Below are 13,752 nucleotides of genomic sequence, written 5' to 3' on the forward strand. Positions count from 1 at the left end.
ATCGAAGGTGCCACGGTGTCATATACCGATGCCGATGAGATCAGTACTGCGACCTTCTCTTCCGAAGCGCTTGTCAACGTGACGACCAAGGGCTGCCGAAAGCTAACAAAAGGCAACTTTGTCCGCGAGGCAGCCTTTTGTACGCGTTCCACTGAATTGCCACTACTCAACCAGAGATCGCTTCACATAAAACCGCTTCAACGACGTTAGTGGTTGGGTATGGCGCGGCAAGTCACCCAACGGTTGCGAAACCAGCCATTTGTGGTGCCAAACCGCCACGACCGCAATTCGGACGAAACCGACGTCGGGACTATAACGTCTAAGGGTAAATGGCCATAGGAAGGACTAGACCCCAAGGAGTTTCCTCAGCAGGTCGCAATTCCTTGAAGCCTGCTTTCCTGTATGCTGCAATTGCGTGAACATTTTCTGGGTGCGGGTCGGTTGCGATCACCGGTGCGCCCTCCTCAAAAAGTTTTTTGACCCTTTGGGTTATGAAGTTCGGTCCGTACCCCTTTCCAGCCATGTCAAATTCGCCAATGAACTGGTCAATGCCGCGCGATCCGTTAGGCAGATCAAAGAAATGATGATCATCCCAACCATGAACGGTGTAGTCTTGCATATATGCAAAGGGTTGATCGAAAAAACCGACAATCCACCTAGCAACCCGCGTGTCGTCGAAATCCTTGGTTTCACTGGGCTCAGTCGAATCCCACCATTCTCGGACATGAGGACGCGATTGCCAGTCTAGTAGCAGTTCAAGATCGGCAACTGTAGCACTGCGAAAAGTGAATGGCTCCGCATGTTTCATTTCGAAAAACTAGCACATTTGTAACTAGAAGAAATGGGCTCTTCCTGGACCTAGCAGCCAGAGCAGCAACATAGTGTAACGTGAAAGGTCAACGACGGGTTCGAGAGGAACACGATGCTGGGGCTTCGCTGTTGCTCTATCATATTGCGCCAAAGGACCATCAGAACACGCCAAAGGGTTTCAAGCCTCTGGCGCGGTGGAAATCACATGCGAATATAGGATGCGCTAATACACTCGCTTCAGGAGGCGAAATCGCCAAACCGTCTTTACCCAATGGCCAAATCCATCACACAGTTGGCCAAGTTGTTGAAAATCTCACCCGAGCAGGTGTTTCTCCGAGCCGGGTTCCCGCGTGATTTCCTGCGCAACGAAAGCAAGGGGGTGACGCCCGCACAGGTGTTCGATCTGTGGCAATCGGTTGAAACAGAAGCTAAACGCCCAGATTTGCCGCTCATCTTGAGCAAACTCTTTGCTCACGCGCCATTCACGCCCGCGATGTTCTCTTTCTCCTGCTCACCCGATGTACGTACCGGGCTTCAACGACTGTCGGTGTTCAAACCGCTGATGGCACCGATCACTCTGGACCTCTCCGAGGACGACGATTGCCTGCATGTTGCCATCGGCTCAGTCGATCCCACCATTCCAGTCCCACCGCGAATGCTCTGGTTCGAAGCGCTTTACCTGCTGGAGTGTGCCCGTTGCCACACTGCCGAGCATATCGTGCCAGCACACGTGAAGCTTCCAGTCATTGAACATCCGGGTGAGGAAGTACTTTCGTATCTGGGACGCCACCCAACGCCCGGCGCAAGCATTTCACTTCGTCGCGAAGACGCGGACCTCCCCCTGATCACTGAAAACGAGGAAGCCTGGCCGGAATTTGAGAAGCAACTTCGTCGCAAGATGGTGACTCATGAAACAGACACGCCCATCGTGATGCGCGCCAAGCGGGTCCTACATGACATGTTGCCTTCGGGTGAGGCAAATATTGAGGCGATGTGCAAGAGGATGGCCATGTCCAAGCGCACGTTGCAACGCCAACTGAAGGAGCAAGGCGAGACCTTCCAAACTCTGCTGGAATCAACCCGTTTGGAACTGGCGATGCACTATCTGAGTGAGGAGGAGCTGAACGTCGAGGAGATCTCCTATTTGCTGGCATACCGCGAGCCGAACTCATTCTATCGCGCGTTCCAAGGCTGGACCGGCATGACCCCGGCCGAGGCGAGGGATATGTCGGAACTTAGTCCGCGCCCGCAACGAAAATGAACAGCCGCGCAATCGTACGCTCCAATCTGCGTTTGTATCCGGAGATACCGAACGCATCGACTCGGGCCGAACGGTGCAACTGATCCGGGACAAGACAAGCTGTCCAAAACAATTGGAGTAAATAATGGCAAACACACAGCAAGTTGCGCTCGTTACCGGTGCATCGTCGGGCATGGGTAAAGTGATCGCTCAGCAACTGATCAAGGATGGATTGACTGTCGTCGTCGCCGCCCGACGGGTGGAGCAAATGGACGATCTGAAAGCGCTCGGCGCGCATCCTGTTGCCATGGATGTCTCGGATGAGGCCAGTCGCAAATCCGCTGTCGCTGAGATCACCATCAAGTTCGGCGGCGCGGATGTGCTGGTGAACAATGCGGGTTTTGGACTTTATGGTGCGGTCGAGGACGTGCCGATCGAGGAAGCACGCTATCAGATGGACGTGAATCTGTTCGGTGCTGCCGCGTTGATACAGGAACTGCTTCCCTACATGCGCGAGAAACGTGCAGGCAAGATCATCAACATAACGTCGATGGGTGGCAAGATCTATACGCCCTTGGGTGCTTGGTATCATGCCTCGAAACACGCTCTCGAAGGTTTGTCTGACTGCCTGCGCCTTGAGCTGAAACAGTTTGGTATTGACGTGGTTGTGGTCCAACCCGGCATCATTCAGACCTCTTTCGGAAATGTTGTCGAAGGCCCGATGCTGAAGTTTTCGGGCAATACGGCTTATGGAGCGATGGCCAAAACCGTCGCCAAGGCAACCGCCGAAAACTACAAGGATGGTGGCGGCTCGTCCCCACAGGTGATTGCCGATGTTGTGTCCCGGGCGGTGAAGGCCCGCAGACCCAAGACCCGCTACGCCGCCGGAAAATACGCAAGCTTGATGATGGGCGTCCGTAAATGGTTGGGCGACCGTGCTTTCGACCGCATGGTCATGTCGATCGCTCGCTGATCCTGCTTTCCCCAACTCGCTCCGACCGAACACTTAAGGACAATTAGATGAAAACCGACGACGCCATTACTCACCTGAACCCGCAGAAATGGGCCGCTACCTCCCCCGCCGAGCGGTTAGCCCTACTGGAAGCTGTGCGCGAAAACCTAAAGAAATTTGGCGGTGAACTCGCCGCCTCGGACACCGCCATGAAGAATGGTCAGATGGGTGAAGAGATTTATACCGACCCGCTATCAAAGATCGCCACGATTGTTCCAATGGCCAATACCATTTCTGCCGCCATCGACGTTTATGAAGGCATCGTGCATGGAAAGATGCCAGAGCCGATCAGCATCACCAAAGTTGGTAATGATCGCTATGACATTGCGGTCTTCCCAATCGACACCAAGGACAAGCTGATGAACGGCGACCGGAAGGATGTCATTCGGGTCAAGGGCGAACCGAAGCAAGTGAATCCGATAGATAAACCTGCCGGTATCACCGCCGTATTGGGCGCGGGGAACTATTCGTCGTCCTTGGAGATGCTCAAGGCAATCTTCTTCGACAACAAGGTTGTGGTGCACAAACCTCACCACCTGAATGCCGAGAGCGATAAGGTTTGGGAAAAGGTCATGACCCCGCTGATCGATCATCAAGCCCTGGCTTTCGCTGATCACGACCAAGGCCGTGTGCTGACGACCGATACCAGGATCGACAAGATCTACTTCACGGGTGGTGCAGGTACCGCCAAAGCGATCCAAAGTGCCACCCAAGCCGAATTGATCTCCGAATGCGGAGGCAACAACCCGGTGATCATCGTGCCGGGCGACCGCCCTTGGACCGATAAGGAAATCGCTCATCAGGCGCACCAGATCGTCACAATTAACAAGCTCAACGGTGGTGCAGTCTGCGGTCGAGTTCAAACTTTGGTAACGTCGAAACACTGGGCCCAGCGGGATCAGTTCCTAGATGCCATTCGAAAGGCGATCGTCGAAGACACGCCCGCCGAGGGCACCTACTATCCGGGGGCTGGCGAGGTGAAAGACGGGTTCCTCAACGCCTATCCGCAAGCTGAGCGGCTGTCACCGGAGGGCGGTCTGTTCAAGGCAGCTGAAAACCTGCTGATCACCGGGATCGAAGTGGACAGTTATGGCACGCGCAACGAGGCCTTCTGCCAGATCACAGGTGAGGTGCCGTTGGACGTGCCTGCCAACGCTGCTGAATTCCTGCCCGCTGCAGTTGCCTTCTGCAATGAAAAGCTGCTTGGCACGTTGGGCAGCGCAATCCTGATCGACGAGGACACCAAGAAGACGCATCAGGCCGCTCTGGACCGAGCGGTAACTGAAATGGAGTATGGTGCAATTGCCGTAAACGCCATGCCACCCTTCATCTTCCTTTCGCCCTGGCTGACATGGGGCGGCAACGAAGAAGGCAAGGAGTTCGTCTCGGGAGTAGGCAACTTCGGCAACGCCATGTGCTTCGAGAATGTCGAGAAATCTATCTTGACTGCTGGCTTCATGTCGCCCGGTCACATGATAAAAACCAACAAGGGTGCCTTTGACACGCTGGCTACGGAAATGGCCAATTATGCGGTTGAGCCATCCTGGCGAAACCTAACATGCCTGATGGGTGGTGCTATCATGGGTGGTTTCCGTCGGAAGGATTTCTGAGGCCAGTAACCCGGAGCCAGGGTGCGTTGTGCGTGATGACCCTACTACCATCTTGGGGGTAGGGTTTGAGGTTGTGGGCGTTTTTTCAAAATTCTGGATTGGGCGGTTTTGCGACTCTCGCGACCATTGGGGGCAGGCAGTTACCTTCTGATAGAGGCGTTTGATTATGTTAAGGACGACCTACCCCGGACGTTCAACTCGAGTTTTGAGATTTCCGTGTTGGCGGGCAGAATAGCCATTCTTCGACCGCGTGCATTTAATTGGCGTTGGCTCTCAGACGATCCACCCAAAGACATACCCCGCTCCAATCGACCCAAGAACAGCAAGCAACAGATAGAGCAGGAATGGTTTCAGTTTGAGCACCGGTGCGATGGCCATCGCACCCCAGATGCTGACTACGCCACCCGATACAAGGAAAGCCATCGCTGCGCCTTCGGACATGCCGTTGTCGATCAGCCCTCGCGTCAGTGGGAGTGCCGCGTACCCGTCGATATAGGCTGGGGCACCAATGAAGACAGCGGCGGGTATGGCCCACCATTTGTCTTCCCCGACATATACTGCTAGCGATCCGGGCGTCAGTGCCGTGTTCAGGGCGTACTCGGCCGCAAACGCCGGTATCAGGCAAATTAGTATAAGCCGACTGGTTGCCGAGAACTGTTTGCCAAAGGAACGTCGTCTCGCCTCGGACCTCCATACCCAAGGATCAAAGGGCTGACCTTCGCCGCATCGCGCAGCACTTAGTTGGCGAGCGAGATCATTATCGCGAAGCGCATTCATTGCCCAAGGCGCCCTGGAAAATAGCCCGGTAATCGCCCCCCCGAATACACCCAATCCGAAAGCTGCAAGAGTTTTGCCAATCGCAAAGCTCAGACCCAATGTTGCGGCGGTGGTCGCGAGCATCGCCGGGTCCGTTATCGGAGAGGACAGCCAGAATGCCGTGATCGGTGCAAGCGGTACACCTGCAGCCAGCAACCCAGCCATTAACGGCAACACTGTAACACCGCAGACGGGCGTAACAGCTCCGATCAGCGACGCGGCCAACACCGATCGAAATGTCCTGCCCTCAAAGGCAGCAGCAATATGAGTGTCCGCGCTGCTGGCAATGATCCAGGCCGCAAGGATGATACCCGGAATGACGATTGGGGCGACGACAATCAAGCCCAAGACGACAAACTTTACAGCGTTTGCCGCGTGTTCCGGCCAAACAAGACAGACACCCGACAACAGCACCAGAGAAACGCCCCACATCAGGTTTTTCCGGGTAGATGGTCGATGGGCAGCGGTTTGTTCGGACATTGCCTACTCCTTTGAACTTGAAAACTAGAGTGGCACGAGCCATCTTTGAAACGAATAGTTTCAATTTCAGATATTGGAAAAACAGATGGAGAATCTGGATAGCGATCTTTTGCGAACCTTCGTTGCCGTGGCTGAGGCTGGCAGTGTCACGGATGGTGCAGCTCGTATACACCGGTCCCAATCTGCAACGAGCCTTCAGATCAAACGCCTGGAATCCATTCTGGGCCGCCCTGTTTTTGATCGGCATGGTCGCGGGGTTGTGTTGAGCGATGCGGGGCAGACGTTGCTGTTCGTTGCGAAAGACGTGACGGCCCGCCTTGACGCGGTACAGCGGGAGATTTCCCACAATTCTGTGAGCGGAAAACTACGCTTGGGCATACCCGACGATCACGGGCGCGCCAAACTCGCGAAGATTATTGCGGCGTTTACCAGTCATCATCCTAAAGTCGAACTGGAGGTCACCTGCGCCTTGAGCGCACATTTTCCTGATGCGCTCGACAAAGAGCTGTTGGACCTTGCGGTTTACGAGGTCGAAACTCCATCTGGTTTTGAGGAACTCCTCTATGAAGACCCGACTTGTTGGGTGTCTTCGGCACATCGGGATTTTTCAGCCGATGAAGTCCTACCAGTGGCCCTTTTCGATGAAGCGTGTTGGTGGCGCGACGCTGCAATCAGTTCGTTAAAAGCCCGCAGAAAGCCATACCGTATCGTCTATTCGAGCCAAAGCGTTTCTGGCGTGATTGCAGCGGTAGAGGCAGGGATCGCGGTTGGCCTGCTGGGCCGGTCGTCGCTTCACATCGGGCTATCCGTGGTCAACGAGGGGCTGGGCTTTGAGGCTACTCCTGCCTCCAAGCTGGTGATGGCATCAAGTAATCCAAAAGAGCATAGGCCTCTAGACGCAATGAAGGAATCTATCAGAGCTGCATTTTTGTCCAAAGCATGATGGGCCGTTCTAGCCCTTTTCCAACCTTCTCTGCATGAAGGATCAATGGCCGCTTGCAGGTGAATTGAAGCAATGGACGTTGGGCGCGATGATTAACTGACCACTCAACCAAAGATCGCTTCACAAAATTCTCTATGCCGTCACGTATGTCCCCCAAATAAACGGTCTGCTGGCGGAAGATGGTGAGATCGGTCAAGAAACGCTGCGTCAGGTACTGATGCCTGAACAGAGCTGTCACAGCAGCCTTTGGGGAGGGCATGAGAGTAAAGAGCAGCGCCAACGAAAGTAGTCTGACTCGCCACATGCCGCGCTTTCTTCTGGCGAGGCGGCGGTGGGTCCAATCGTGGGAGGGCAATGTCTTAACCTGTCTGAATGCCGGGAATGTCGGCTATGAACAAACGTGACCATCTTCTAGAATACTGAACTTGTCGCGGCCAACTAACCTACAGACTAAGTTCTCAGTGTGCTGGTCAACTCATCCTATACCCAACATTTCTAAGCGTAACGATCCGCTGACCCTCGCTTCCAATTTTGCGCCGTAGGCGACCAACGTAAACATCGACGACGTTGGTTAATGGATCTTCGTTCATGCCCCATACGGAGTTTAGGATGCGCTCTCGGGACAGAACCCGACCCACATTTGTTAGAAATAGTAGAAGAAGATCGCGTTCTTTTTTAGATAACTGAACCTCCTTGCCAGCCACGGTCACGTGAAGGGAGCGTCTGTCAAAGCTCAGGGTTCCGCATTTGATGACGGTGTCTCCGAGATCGCTGGCATAATTGTTGGCGCGCCGGTGCAGGGCTTCAATGCGCGCGATGAGTTCGTCGAAGTCAAACGGTTTCGGAAGATAGTCGTCAGCACCAATTTTCAATCCTTCGACCCGTTCTTCGGGGCTGTCCAATGCGGTTAGCATCAGGATGGGGATTTTGGATTTACGGGCGCGCAACTTGCGGCAGACATCCTGCCCTTGAATTCCCGGCAGCATCAGATCCAAAAGGATGACATCGTATTCGCTTGTGGTCACGTGCTCTAGAGCTTCTTCCCCGCTTGAGGCATGATCGACGGTCCAGCCTTCTGCGGACAAACCACGACGGATGAAATCGGCAACGCGTACCTCGTCTTCCACAAGTAGAATATTCATGTCAGCCTCAATTCGCTCGGTGCTTCAATCCATCACAATGCCAAAAGGAGTATGGCCGCTTCGGTTCTGGAAACAGAAATTCAGATATACAAAAAAACATCAGCCCATCTCTCGCCACGTATCTGATTGCACAACTTTCATCCGTGGCCCTTTGGGCAGTGTTAAGACAATTTTCAAACCACCCTTTCGACGGTCCTGAAGGTCAACGGTTCCACCATGGGCCTCGACAATTGATTTGACGACTGGAAGGCCAAGACCGCTGCCCTCGATTCCCTGACCCGAGGCGTTCGAACCCCTATAGAAGCGGTTGAACGCCTGGGACTTTTCTGCAGCGCTTAAACCGGGCCCGTTGTCTTCGATTGTAATTGAGCATGAGGCGAGGCCCTCTTCCAGCTTGGCCTCGATCGTAGGACCGCCATAGCGCCGGGCGTTTTGCAGCAATGCCAAAAGGGACTGGCGCAGGCGAACTTCGTCGACCGAAGCGACAACTTTGTCCTTGGGCGTTTCAACCTGAACCGGCTCAGGGAACATGGCGATGGCATCGTGCAATATCTTTCGCAAGTCGGTCTTCCTGCGATCAAGCCGAAGCTGACCCGCCTCGAACCTTGCCACCGTCAACATATCGTCGACGATCTGATTGGTGTGCTTGGCAGAATCCCGGATACGGGCCAGGGAATCTGAGACTTCTTCGGACAGCTTGTCAGATGTCCTTAATGTGACATCGGCCTCGCCAAGTATGATCGCCAGTGGCGTGCGCAATTCGTGGCTTATGTCGGCCATCAGCTGTTTGCGGTTTTCTTCCCCGGTCTCAAGTTTGTCGATGAGTTGCTGGAGCTCGGACGTTCTTGCCGCGACGGTTTGTTCAAGTTGTCTTTTTTGTTCCGCGCGGCCGGCTTCACGTGCGGCCAAACCTTCGGCCATGCTATTCAGAACGGTACCGAGTTCCCTGAACTCGCGACTGCCACCAAGCCTCACAGGCTCAGAGTAGTCGGCCCTGCGCAGATGGCCGATACCTTCGGCAAGTCGGATCAAAGGCTTCCTGATCTGACGATTGAATGACACGAGGGCCACCAGAAGCACTCCAATGGCAGCTGCCACAATCATGTAGACCAATCGTTTGTTCCATTCCCTGAAAACCGTGGCCTCTGTCAGAACGTCTTCGACTTCCTCGATCTCTTCATCAAGCGCGGATTTGATTTTTCGGTCAAGTTCGTCATCGATGTCTCCGTCCAGAAGGGCTGCCAGACGTTCGATGCGAACAAAGGTTTCAACCGGGCTGCCTTCTGCTGTGAGGCTGGCAATGGCTGCATTCACGGATTCAATGTCGTCCTCAATCTGATCGAGCAGTTCCAGCTCTTCGATTTCCTCGTCGCCAACCATTTGGATTTCGCGCGCGATGACATTTCGAATGTCTTCAAGAGTTTTCGCGATTTTAACTTGCAGCTCTGCTTCCCGGGCACCGTCATCCCGATCCCCGATCAGAAGCGCGTCGCCATGTTGTTTGAACAGGCGGTAAAGGTCTGCCTCAAGCCGGAGATGGAGCCCATAAGATTCTTGAGCCAGCAATATCCGGGCGTCCCACCAACGGGTTTTTTCCAGACTGTAGAGGGTCAGTCCCGCAAGCCCGCACAGAAACCCGACGAGAACAGCGGCGTATACTCCAAACAGGGTGGATGAGCGCATATCAAATGACCTTTGAATTCTCATTCAGATTAGAGGTGACGTGATCATCGGCCAATATTATCGTTGCCGACGAAAGCTCTTGAAACGCCGCGAGCAGTTCAGCTTGTTGATGTCGGCAGGCAGCCCACCTGATTGAGGAGATTACAACAACTTCGGCCTCGCACAGTACAGCGCGCGCAAGATCTAGCCGCAAAGTTTGATCAGATGACAGCCCGTGGCCGTTTTCAGCGATACGTTGGTCAAGACCTTCGGGGGCCATGAGCAAGTCGGATAGACCTAGTTGCCTCAGCACTTTCGCGATCCTGCGGTCGCTGGGCCGTTTCCGGCACATCAAGGTTGCGGATCGGCGCAAACTGCCCTGAAGCCCGATATGGGCGTCTCCGATGAGCGCGAGTTTTGGTGGAATTTGATGCTCACCATAGCGCACTTCAATGCCCTCATAAGTGTCAAAGCCCGCGATACATCGCGCGAGCTTACTGGCGTACGGTCCCGTCAACTCTGAGGTCCTGTTCGGTTTGGCAACAAATGTGAAAGGTGCTTCGTCAAGTTTTCCGGTGACGTTAATGACTACGGCATCGGTTTGTTGTGCGACGTTTCGATTGACCGTTGGCTCCGAAAGAAGCCGTTGAGCTTTCTCGCGCGCAACGCGCCAGGCACAGTGATGATCCCAAGCACTCGCGAGATTTTGTAACGGAAGCGCGATCAATGCCATCACAGCAAGGCAGGCCGCAACGGTCGCAGGGGCGATGCCTGTTTGGCCAGCTTGCCAAAGCATCAAGAGACTCACGAATGCTACACCCAATCGCAGGATCGCCTGAAGGCCAACCACGCGGCCACGGCGTGCCAGCGCATCATGGCGCAGCGTTGCACCTTGTGTGTCTAGCTTCTGTAATTCGCGGTCTGTCCTGCCCATTAGGTCGAGTTCAGGGGCAATCGCAATCCGCTCGATCATGGAGATCGCAATGCTGGCCCGGCGCCGGCGCAGTCTTCGGTGCCTATGCTCAAGATGCCAGGCCATTGCCGCTGCTAGCAGCAGAGTCAGACCAAGTGCTGCCATTCCACTGACCGCAAGTACGGGATTTAGATAAAATAGAATGGCTGCGGCGCCTGGGATTATAACTGCCGCAGAACAGACGCTTGGTAAACCGCGTCCAAACCAAATGCGGGCTGCTGACAAATCACCAACAAACCTTAAGGACAGCGCGCCGACTCGGCGTCTCTCATGGCGCGATTTGGGAAGTTTTGCGATCTGCTGATAGAGCGCACGCCGCAATGAGATCGCATAGCTTTGGCCGAGCGCTTCCGCACGATATCGGCACAGGAACAGACATGCGGCAGTGCCTACACCGGAACCGGCCAATTGCAATACGGTCTCTATGGCAAGCGCATGTCCCGCGTGTATCGCCCCAAACGCGTCCCGTGTCGCGAAAGCAGCAAAGGCTAGTGCAACCGCTTGAAAGACACTGCTTGATACCACGAGGACCGCATCGATGATGCGATCCCGTGTGGCCAACCTGGGGAGGGGGGTCATGCGGCCACGTTCTCTGGTTCATGCCGCATCAGGGGGGCAACATGTTGGGCGATCATTGCAGGCGACCAAAGGTCTTCACGCGACAGGATCGGGCACCCGGTGGCTTCGAGCGCTTCGGCCGAGGCGAGGGGTGAGCAACTTACCTTCCCGGAAATCGCAAATGGGCTTAGCCCAACCCGTTTAAGCACGGTGACGCCGCCTAATGCGCTCAGCGCATCTGGTGCTGCAAACAGGATGCCATCAAGACGATCCCGAATGCGTGAGGATCGGAGTATTGCGCGGGTTTCCTGTTGGAATACGCCATCTGCGATTTCTACAACCACCACCTCGGCCCCTCGCGATGCGGCTGTCGCGACCAGAGTGTCAAAGCCGGTTTCGATCTTCTCCAGAGGCATCCGATAGGTTGATGCCATCCCGACATCCGTAAAATCAAGCGCGGGCGCGCCTGCATCCTCAAAACTGTTGAAATCGCCAAAGGCCCCGGTGCCTGTGGCTTTGACACCCGACGCAGAATACCCCGCACGCGCCAAGCCATGCCCCAGGCTTGACGCAGCGGTTGTCTTGCCGGAATTCATCGATGCCCCAAAAACGCCGATAACAGTCACTTGGTTATTGGCCGGCAATTGGGGCAGAGCATAGTCCGCGATATTGATCACCCGATTTTTAGCGTCGGTGAGAAGGCCTAGGGGTTTCAACCGTGTGGGGTCCTCCATACGGATATGCGCGGCATCCACCCGGCCCGCTACGCCGCCGCCCGCAACCAGATCGATGAGATCATCGTCGACAACGGCACTGGCAAGAAACTGGTCTGGCGCATAGCGATCACCCAGGCACAAAACAACAAAATCGCCTGGATAGCTGGTCGAAACACGCCGTTCGGCTAGCTGTATTTTCTTGTGGTGCCCGATCTCGACGATCTCGCAGAGGATCAGATCACATGCTTTTGCGTTGCTCATCTCAGTGCTGAGCCCGTGAACATCCGACCGATCAACGCGGCGGGTTGTGAATGCCCATTTTGCGATTTCACAAGCGCTGAGGGGGATTGGGGGAAACTGTTTCATGTTTTGCTCCGTGGCTGACGTGTCCATGGTTTCATCTTGTCAGCACCGTGTGAGAAAGGTTGCAAAGGTGCATGAAGGGACGTGGTGCGATTGAATGAACAGCAGATGAACGCGATGTTTGAGCGGGGGAATTGGGCGCGAGCTTAGATTCGTAGCGGCCCCAAAATCCCGGGTTGGCAGAGAAAGACGGATTGAGCTAAACACCCAACGTCGGGTGGCCGGCGATCAGTCGTCATCGCCGTCATCATCCCCATTGTCGTCCCCGCTATCATCTCCACCGTCATCATCACGGTCGTCACCGCCACCCTTTCTGCCAGAGCCGTCATTGCCGTCATCTCGCTCTCCTCCGTTCCGATTTCCCCGATCTTCACGCTCGTCTCGATCATCATTCTTCCTGTCCGAGCTTTGCCGTAATTCCCTGATCGTAATGCGGCTGTCACCATTTCGGTCGATATCCTCAATCAATCTGCGCGCACCTGCTTCTCCGAATGCAGCCACAAGTTCATTGAAACTAAGAACGCCGTCAGAGTTTGTATCGACAGAGCGAAAGCTCGCTGTCTGTGCAGTGGCTTTGCCCGATAGACCAATCCCGATCATCAAGATAAGAGCGAAAATGAACGAATAGAACGTATGGCCGGATGTCCTTATTCTGCACTTTGTCGCCTCGCGTCGATCTAACAACAAAGATATCCCTTTAACCGACGTTTGTTCCTTGAGATTCAAGTATTTCTATCTCAGTAGGACAAGATAGCGCGCTCGGATGAAGCGCTGATATTCTGCTGATGAACGTCAGATGAATTTTGGTGACGCTATGGAGTGCTTTGCAGATTGTTTGGCGTGGAACTTAAATTAGCGTTTTCGCTGGCTAAATTTATCAGATGATAAATTAACTATACTTTGCAGCCGCGTGAGTTATCGGGTCCGATATGTTTACTTAATGTCAGCTTGCAACAGACCTTCAGTCAGTTCGCTTCCCGACTGAGAGTATTTAATACTTTCGTATTAAGTGCTTCTACCCGAAAAAACCTAGAGGCTTGTCAATTGTTTTTATGGAGCTTGACCAGTTGGTGACAGCTTCTTAGTTGGTTGTACCATCGCATAACTCGTCAGGAAGTCTGGCGACTTTCTTTAATATAACAACAACTTGCTTGCTCTCACCGTTAGAAGGCATACCAAGAGATTCAACGTTAAGCCACAGCCGACGTCTGAATGCTCGCACGGTCAGTTGATCAACCATTTGCTCCGAAGCTTCCATTTTTCGTCAACTTAAAAAATAAATTCTTACAAATGTTTAAGCTTTATGAAAGGTCGGTTAAAACTCTGAATACTCTACGGACCACTTAGTCGTTTGGTAACGAGGCGAAGGTCTGATGCTGAGTTCTGTTTTATCCGTTTTGGCTGGCGTTCTTTTTGAGCTCGGTCAT

At 54.1% G+C, this 13,752-nt stretch carries 12 protein-coding genes; 5 read left to right on the top strand and 7 right to left on the bottom strand.

Translation table 11 applies throughout. The features are described 5' to 3' along the window. The coding region (locus ACR0L9_RS19470) for a hypothetical protein (RefSeq protein ID WP_480896460.1) at positions 1 to 210 on the top strand (210 nt) is incomplete at its 5' end. 109 nt (positions 211 to 319) lie between these two features. Here the strand turns inward: ACR0L9_RS19470 and ACR0L9_RS19475 are convergent. Next, the gene (locus ACR0L9_RS19475; RefSeq protein ID WP_170440552.1) at positions 320 to 808 is read right to left on the bottom strand and encodes a GNAT family N-acetyltransferase; all 489 of its coding nucleotides are present in this window, start codon (positions 806 to 808) and stop codon (positions 320 to 322) included. A 273-nt stretch (positions 809 to 1,081) separates the two neighbouring features. On the opposite strand from ACR0L9_RS19475, the gene ACR0L9_RS19480 reads away from it, so the two are divergent. The 3 genes from ACR0L9_RS19480 (at position 1,082) to ACR0L9_RS19490 (ending at position 4,672) form a co-directional block, all read left to right on the top strand. After that, positions 1,082 to 2,071 (top strand): AraC family transcriptional regulator, encoded by a 990-nt coding sequence (locus tag ACR0L9_RS19480; protein WP_171181587.1) that lies wholly within the window; start codon positions 1,082 to 1,084, stop codon positions 2,069 to 2,071. 124 nt (positions 2,072 to 2,195) lie between these two features. Next, positions 2,196 to 3,023 carry an oxidoreductase gene (locus tag ACR0L9_RS19485; protein WP_170440557.1) on the top strand — a complete coding sequence of 276 codons (828 nt, stop codon included), beginning with the start codon at positions 2,196 to 2,198 and terminating at the stop codon, positions 3,021 to 3,023. Between the two features lie 47 nt (positions 3,024 to 3,070). Further along, complete coding sequence (locus ACR0L9_RS19490) at positions 3,071 to 4,672, top strand: aldehyde dehydrogenase family protein (RefSeq protein ID WP_480896461.1); 1,602 nt, start codon at positions 3,071 to 3,073, stop codon at positions 4,670 to 4,672. Positions 4,673 to 4,945: 273 nt separating this feature from the next. On the opposite strand, the gene ACR0L9_RS19495 is transcribed toward ACR0L9_RS19490, so the two are convergent. Next, entirely contained in the window at positions 4,946 to 5,968 is a 1,023-nt protein-coding gene (locus tag ACR0L9_RS19495) for a permease (RefSeq protein ID WP_480896462.1), read from the bottom strand. Between the two features lie 73 nt (positions 5,969 to 6,041). Here ACR0L9_RS19495 and ACR0L9_RS19500 point away from each other — a divergent pair, with 73 nt between their 5' ends. Then, entirely contained in the window at positions 6,042 to 6,911 is an 870-nt protein-coding gene (locus tag ACR0L9_RS19500) for a LysR substrate-binding domain-containing protein (protein ID WP_480896463.1), read from the top strand. Between the two features lie 470 nt (positions 6,912 to 7,381). Here the strand turns inward: ACR0L9_RS19500 and ACR0L9_RS19505 are convergent, their stop codons facing one another. The 5 genes from ACR0L9_RS19505 to ACR0L9_RS19525 all read right to left on the bottom strand — a co-directional run bounded on the left by ACR0L9_RS19505 (position 7,382) and on the right by ACR0L9_RS19525 (position 12,925). Next, positions 7,382 to 8,053, bottom strand: a complete 672-nt coding sequence (locus tag ACR0L9_RS19505; protein WP_480896464.1) for a response regulator transcription factor — start codon at positions 8,051 to 8,053, stop codon at positions 7,382 to 7,384. A gap of 99 nt (positions 8,054 to 8,152) precedes the next feature. Beyond that, positions 8,153 to 9,736, bottom strand: a complete 1,584-nt coding sequence (locus tag ACR0L9_RS19510) for a sensor histidine kinase (RefSeq protein WP_170597715.1) — start codon at positions 9,734 to 9,736, stop codon at positions 8,153 to 8,155. Between the two features lies 1 nt (position 9,737). Beyond that, positions 9,738 to 11,267, bottom strand: a complete 1,530-nt coding sequence (locus tag ACR0L9_RS19515; protein WP_480896465.1) for an ABC transporter transmembrane domain-containing protein — start codon at positions 11,265 to 11,267, stop codon at positions 9,738 to 9,740. Beyond that, positions 11,264 to 12,328 carry a P-loop NTPase family protein gene (locus ACR0L9_RS19520; RefSeq protein ID WP_480896466.1) on the bottom strand — a complete coding sequence of 355 codons (1,065 nt, stop codon included), beginning with the start codon at positions 12,326 to 12,328 and terminating at the stop codon, positions 11,264 to 11,266. Before ACR0L9_RS19520 ends, ACR0L9_RS19515 begins: the two co-directional genes overlap by 4 nt. Before the next feature lie 225 nt (positions 12,329 to 12,553). Then, the gene (locus tag ACR0L9_RS19525; RefSeq protein WP_480896467.1) at positions 12,554 to 12,925 is read right to left on the bottom strand and encodes an EF-hand domain-containing protein; all 372 of its coding nucleotides are present in this window, start codon (positions 12,923 to 12,925) and stop codon (positions 12,554 to 12,556) included. Positions 12,926 to 13,752: the final 827 nt, after the last annotated feature.

The organism is Ruegeria sp. I3, assembly GCF_056532525.1.

Bases quoted from the DNA above. Each gene is read 5' to 3' on its own strand.
- ACR0L9_RS19480 (WP_171181587.1), top strand. From the start codon at position 1,082: ATGGCCAAATCCATCACACAGTTGGCCAAGTTGTTGAAAATCTCACCC.
- ACR0L9_RS19515 (WP_480896465.1), bottom strand. From the start codon at position 11,267: ATGACCCCCCTCCCCAGGTTGGCCACACGGGATCGCATCATCGATGCG.
- ACR0L9_RS19490 (WP_480896461.1), top strand. From the start codon at position 3,071: ATGAAAACCGACGACGCCATTACTCACCTGAACCCGCAGAAATGGGCC.
- ACR0L9_RS19525 (WP_480896467.1), bottom strand. From the start codon at position 12,925: ATGATCGGGATTGGTCTATCGGGCAAAGCCACTGCACAGACAGCGAGC.
- ACR0L9_RS19520 (WP_480896466.1), bottom strand. From the start codon at position 12,328: ATGAAACAGTTTCCCCCAATCCCCCTCAGCGCTTGTGAAATCGCAAAA.
- ACR0L9_RS19505 (WP_480896464.1), bottom strand. From the start codon at position 8,053: ATGAATATTCTACTTGTGGAAGACGAGGTACGCGTTGCCGATTTCATC.
- ACR0L9_RS19495 (WP_480896462.1), bottom strand. From the start codon at position 5,968: ATGTCCGAACAAACCGCTGCCCATCGACCATCTACCCGGAAAAACCTG.
- ACR0L9_RS19475 (WP_170440552.1), bottom strand. From the start codon at position 808: ATGAAACATGCGGAGCCATTCACTTTTCGCAGTGCTACAGTTGCCGAT.
- ACR0L9_RS19510 (WP_170597715.1), bottom strand. From the start codon at position 9,736: ATGCGCTCATCCACCCTGTTTGGAGTATACGCCGCTGTTCTCGTCGGG.
- ACR0L9_RS19485 (WP_170440557.1), top strand. From the start codon at position 2,196: ATGGCAAACACACAGCAAGTTGCGCTCGTTACCGGTGCATCGTCGGGC.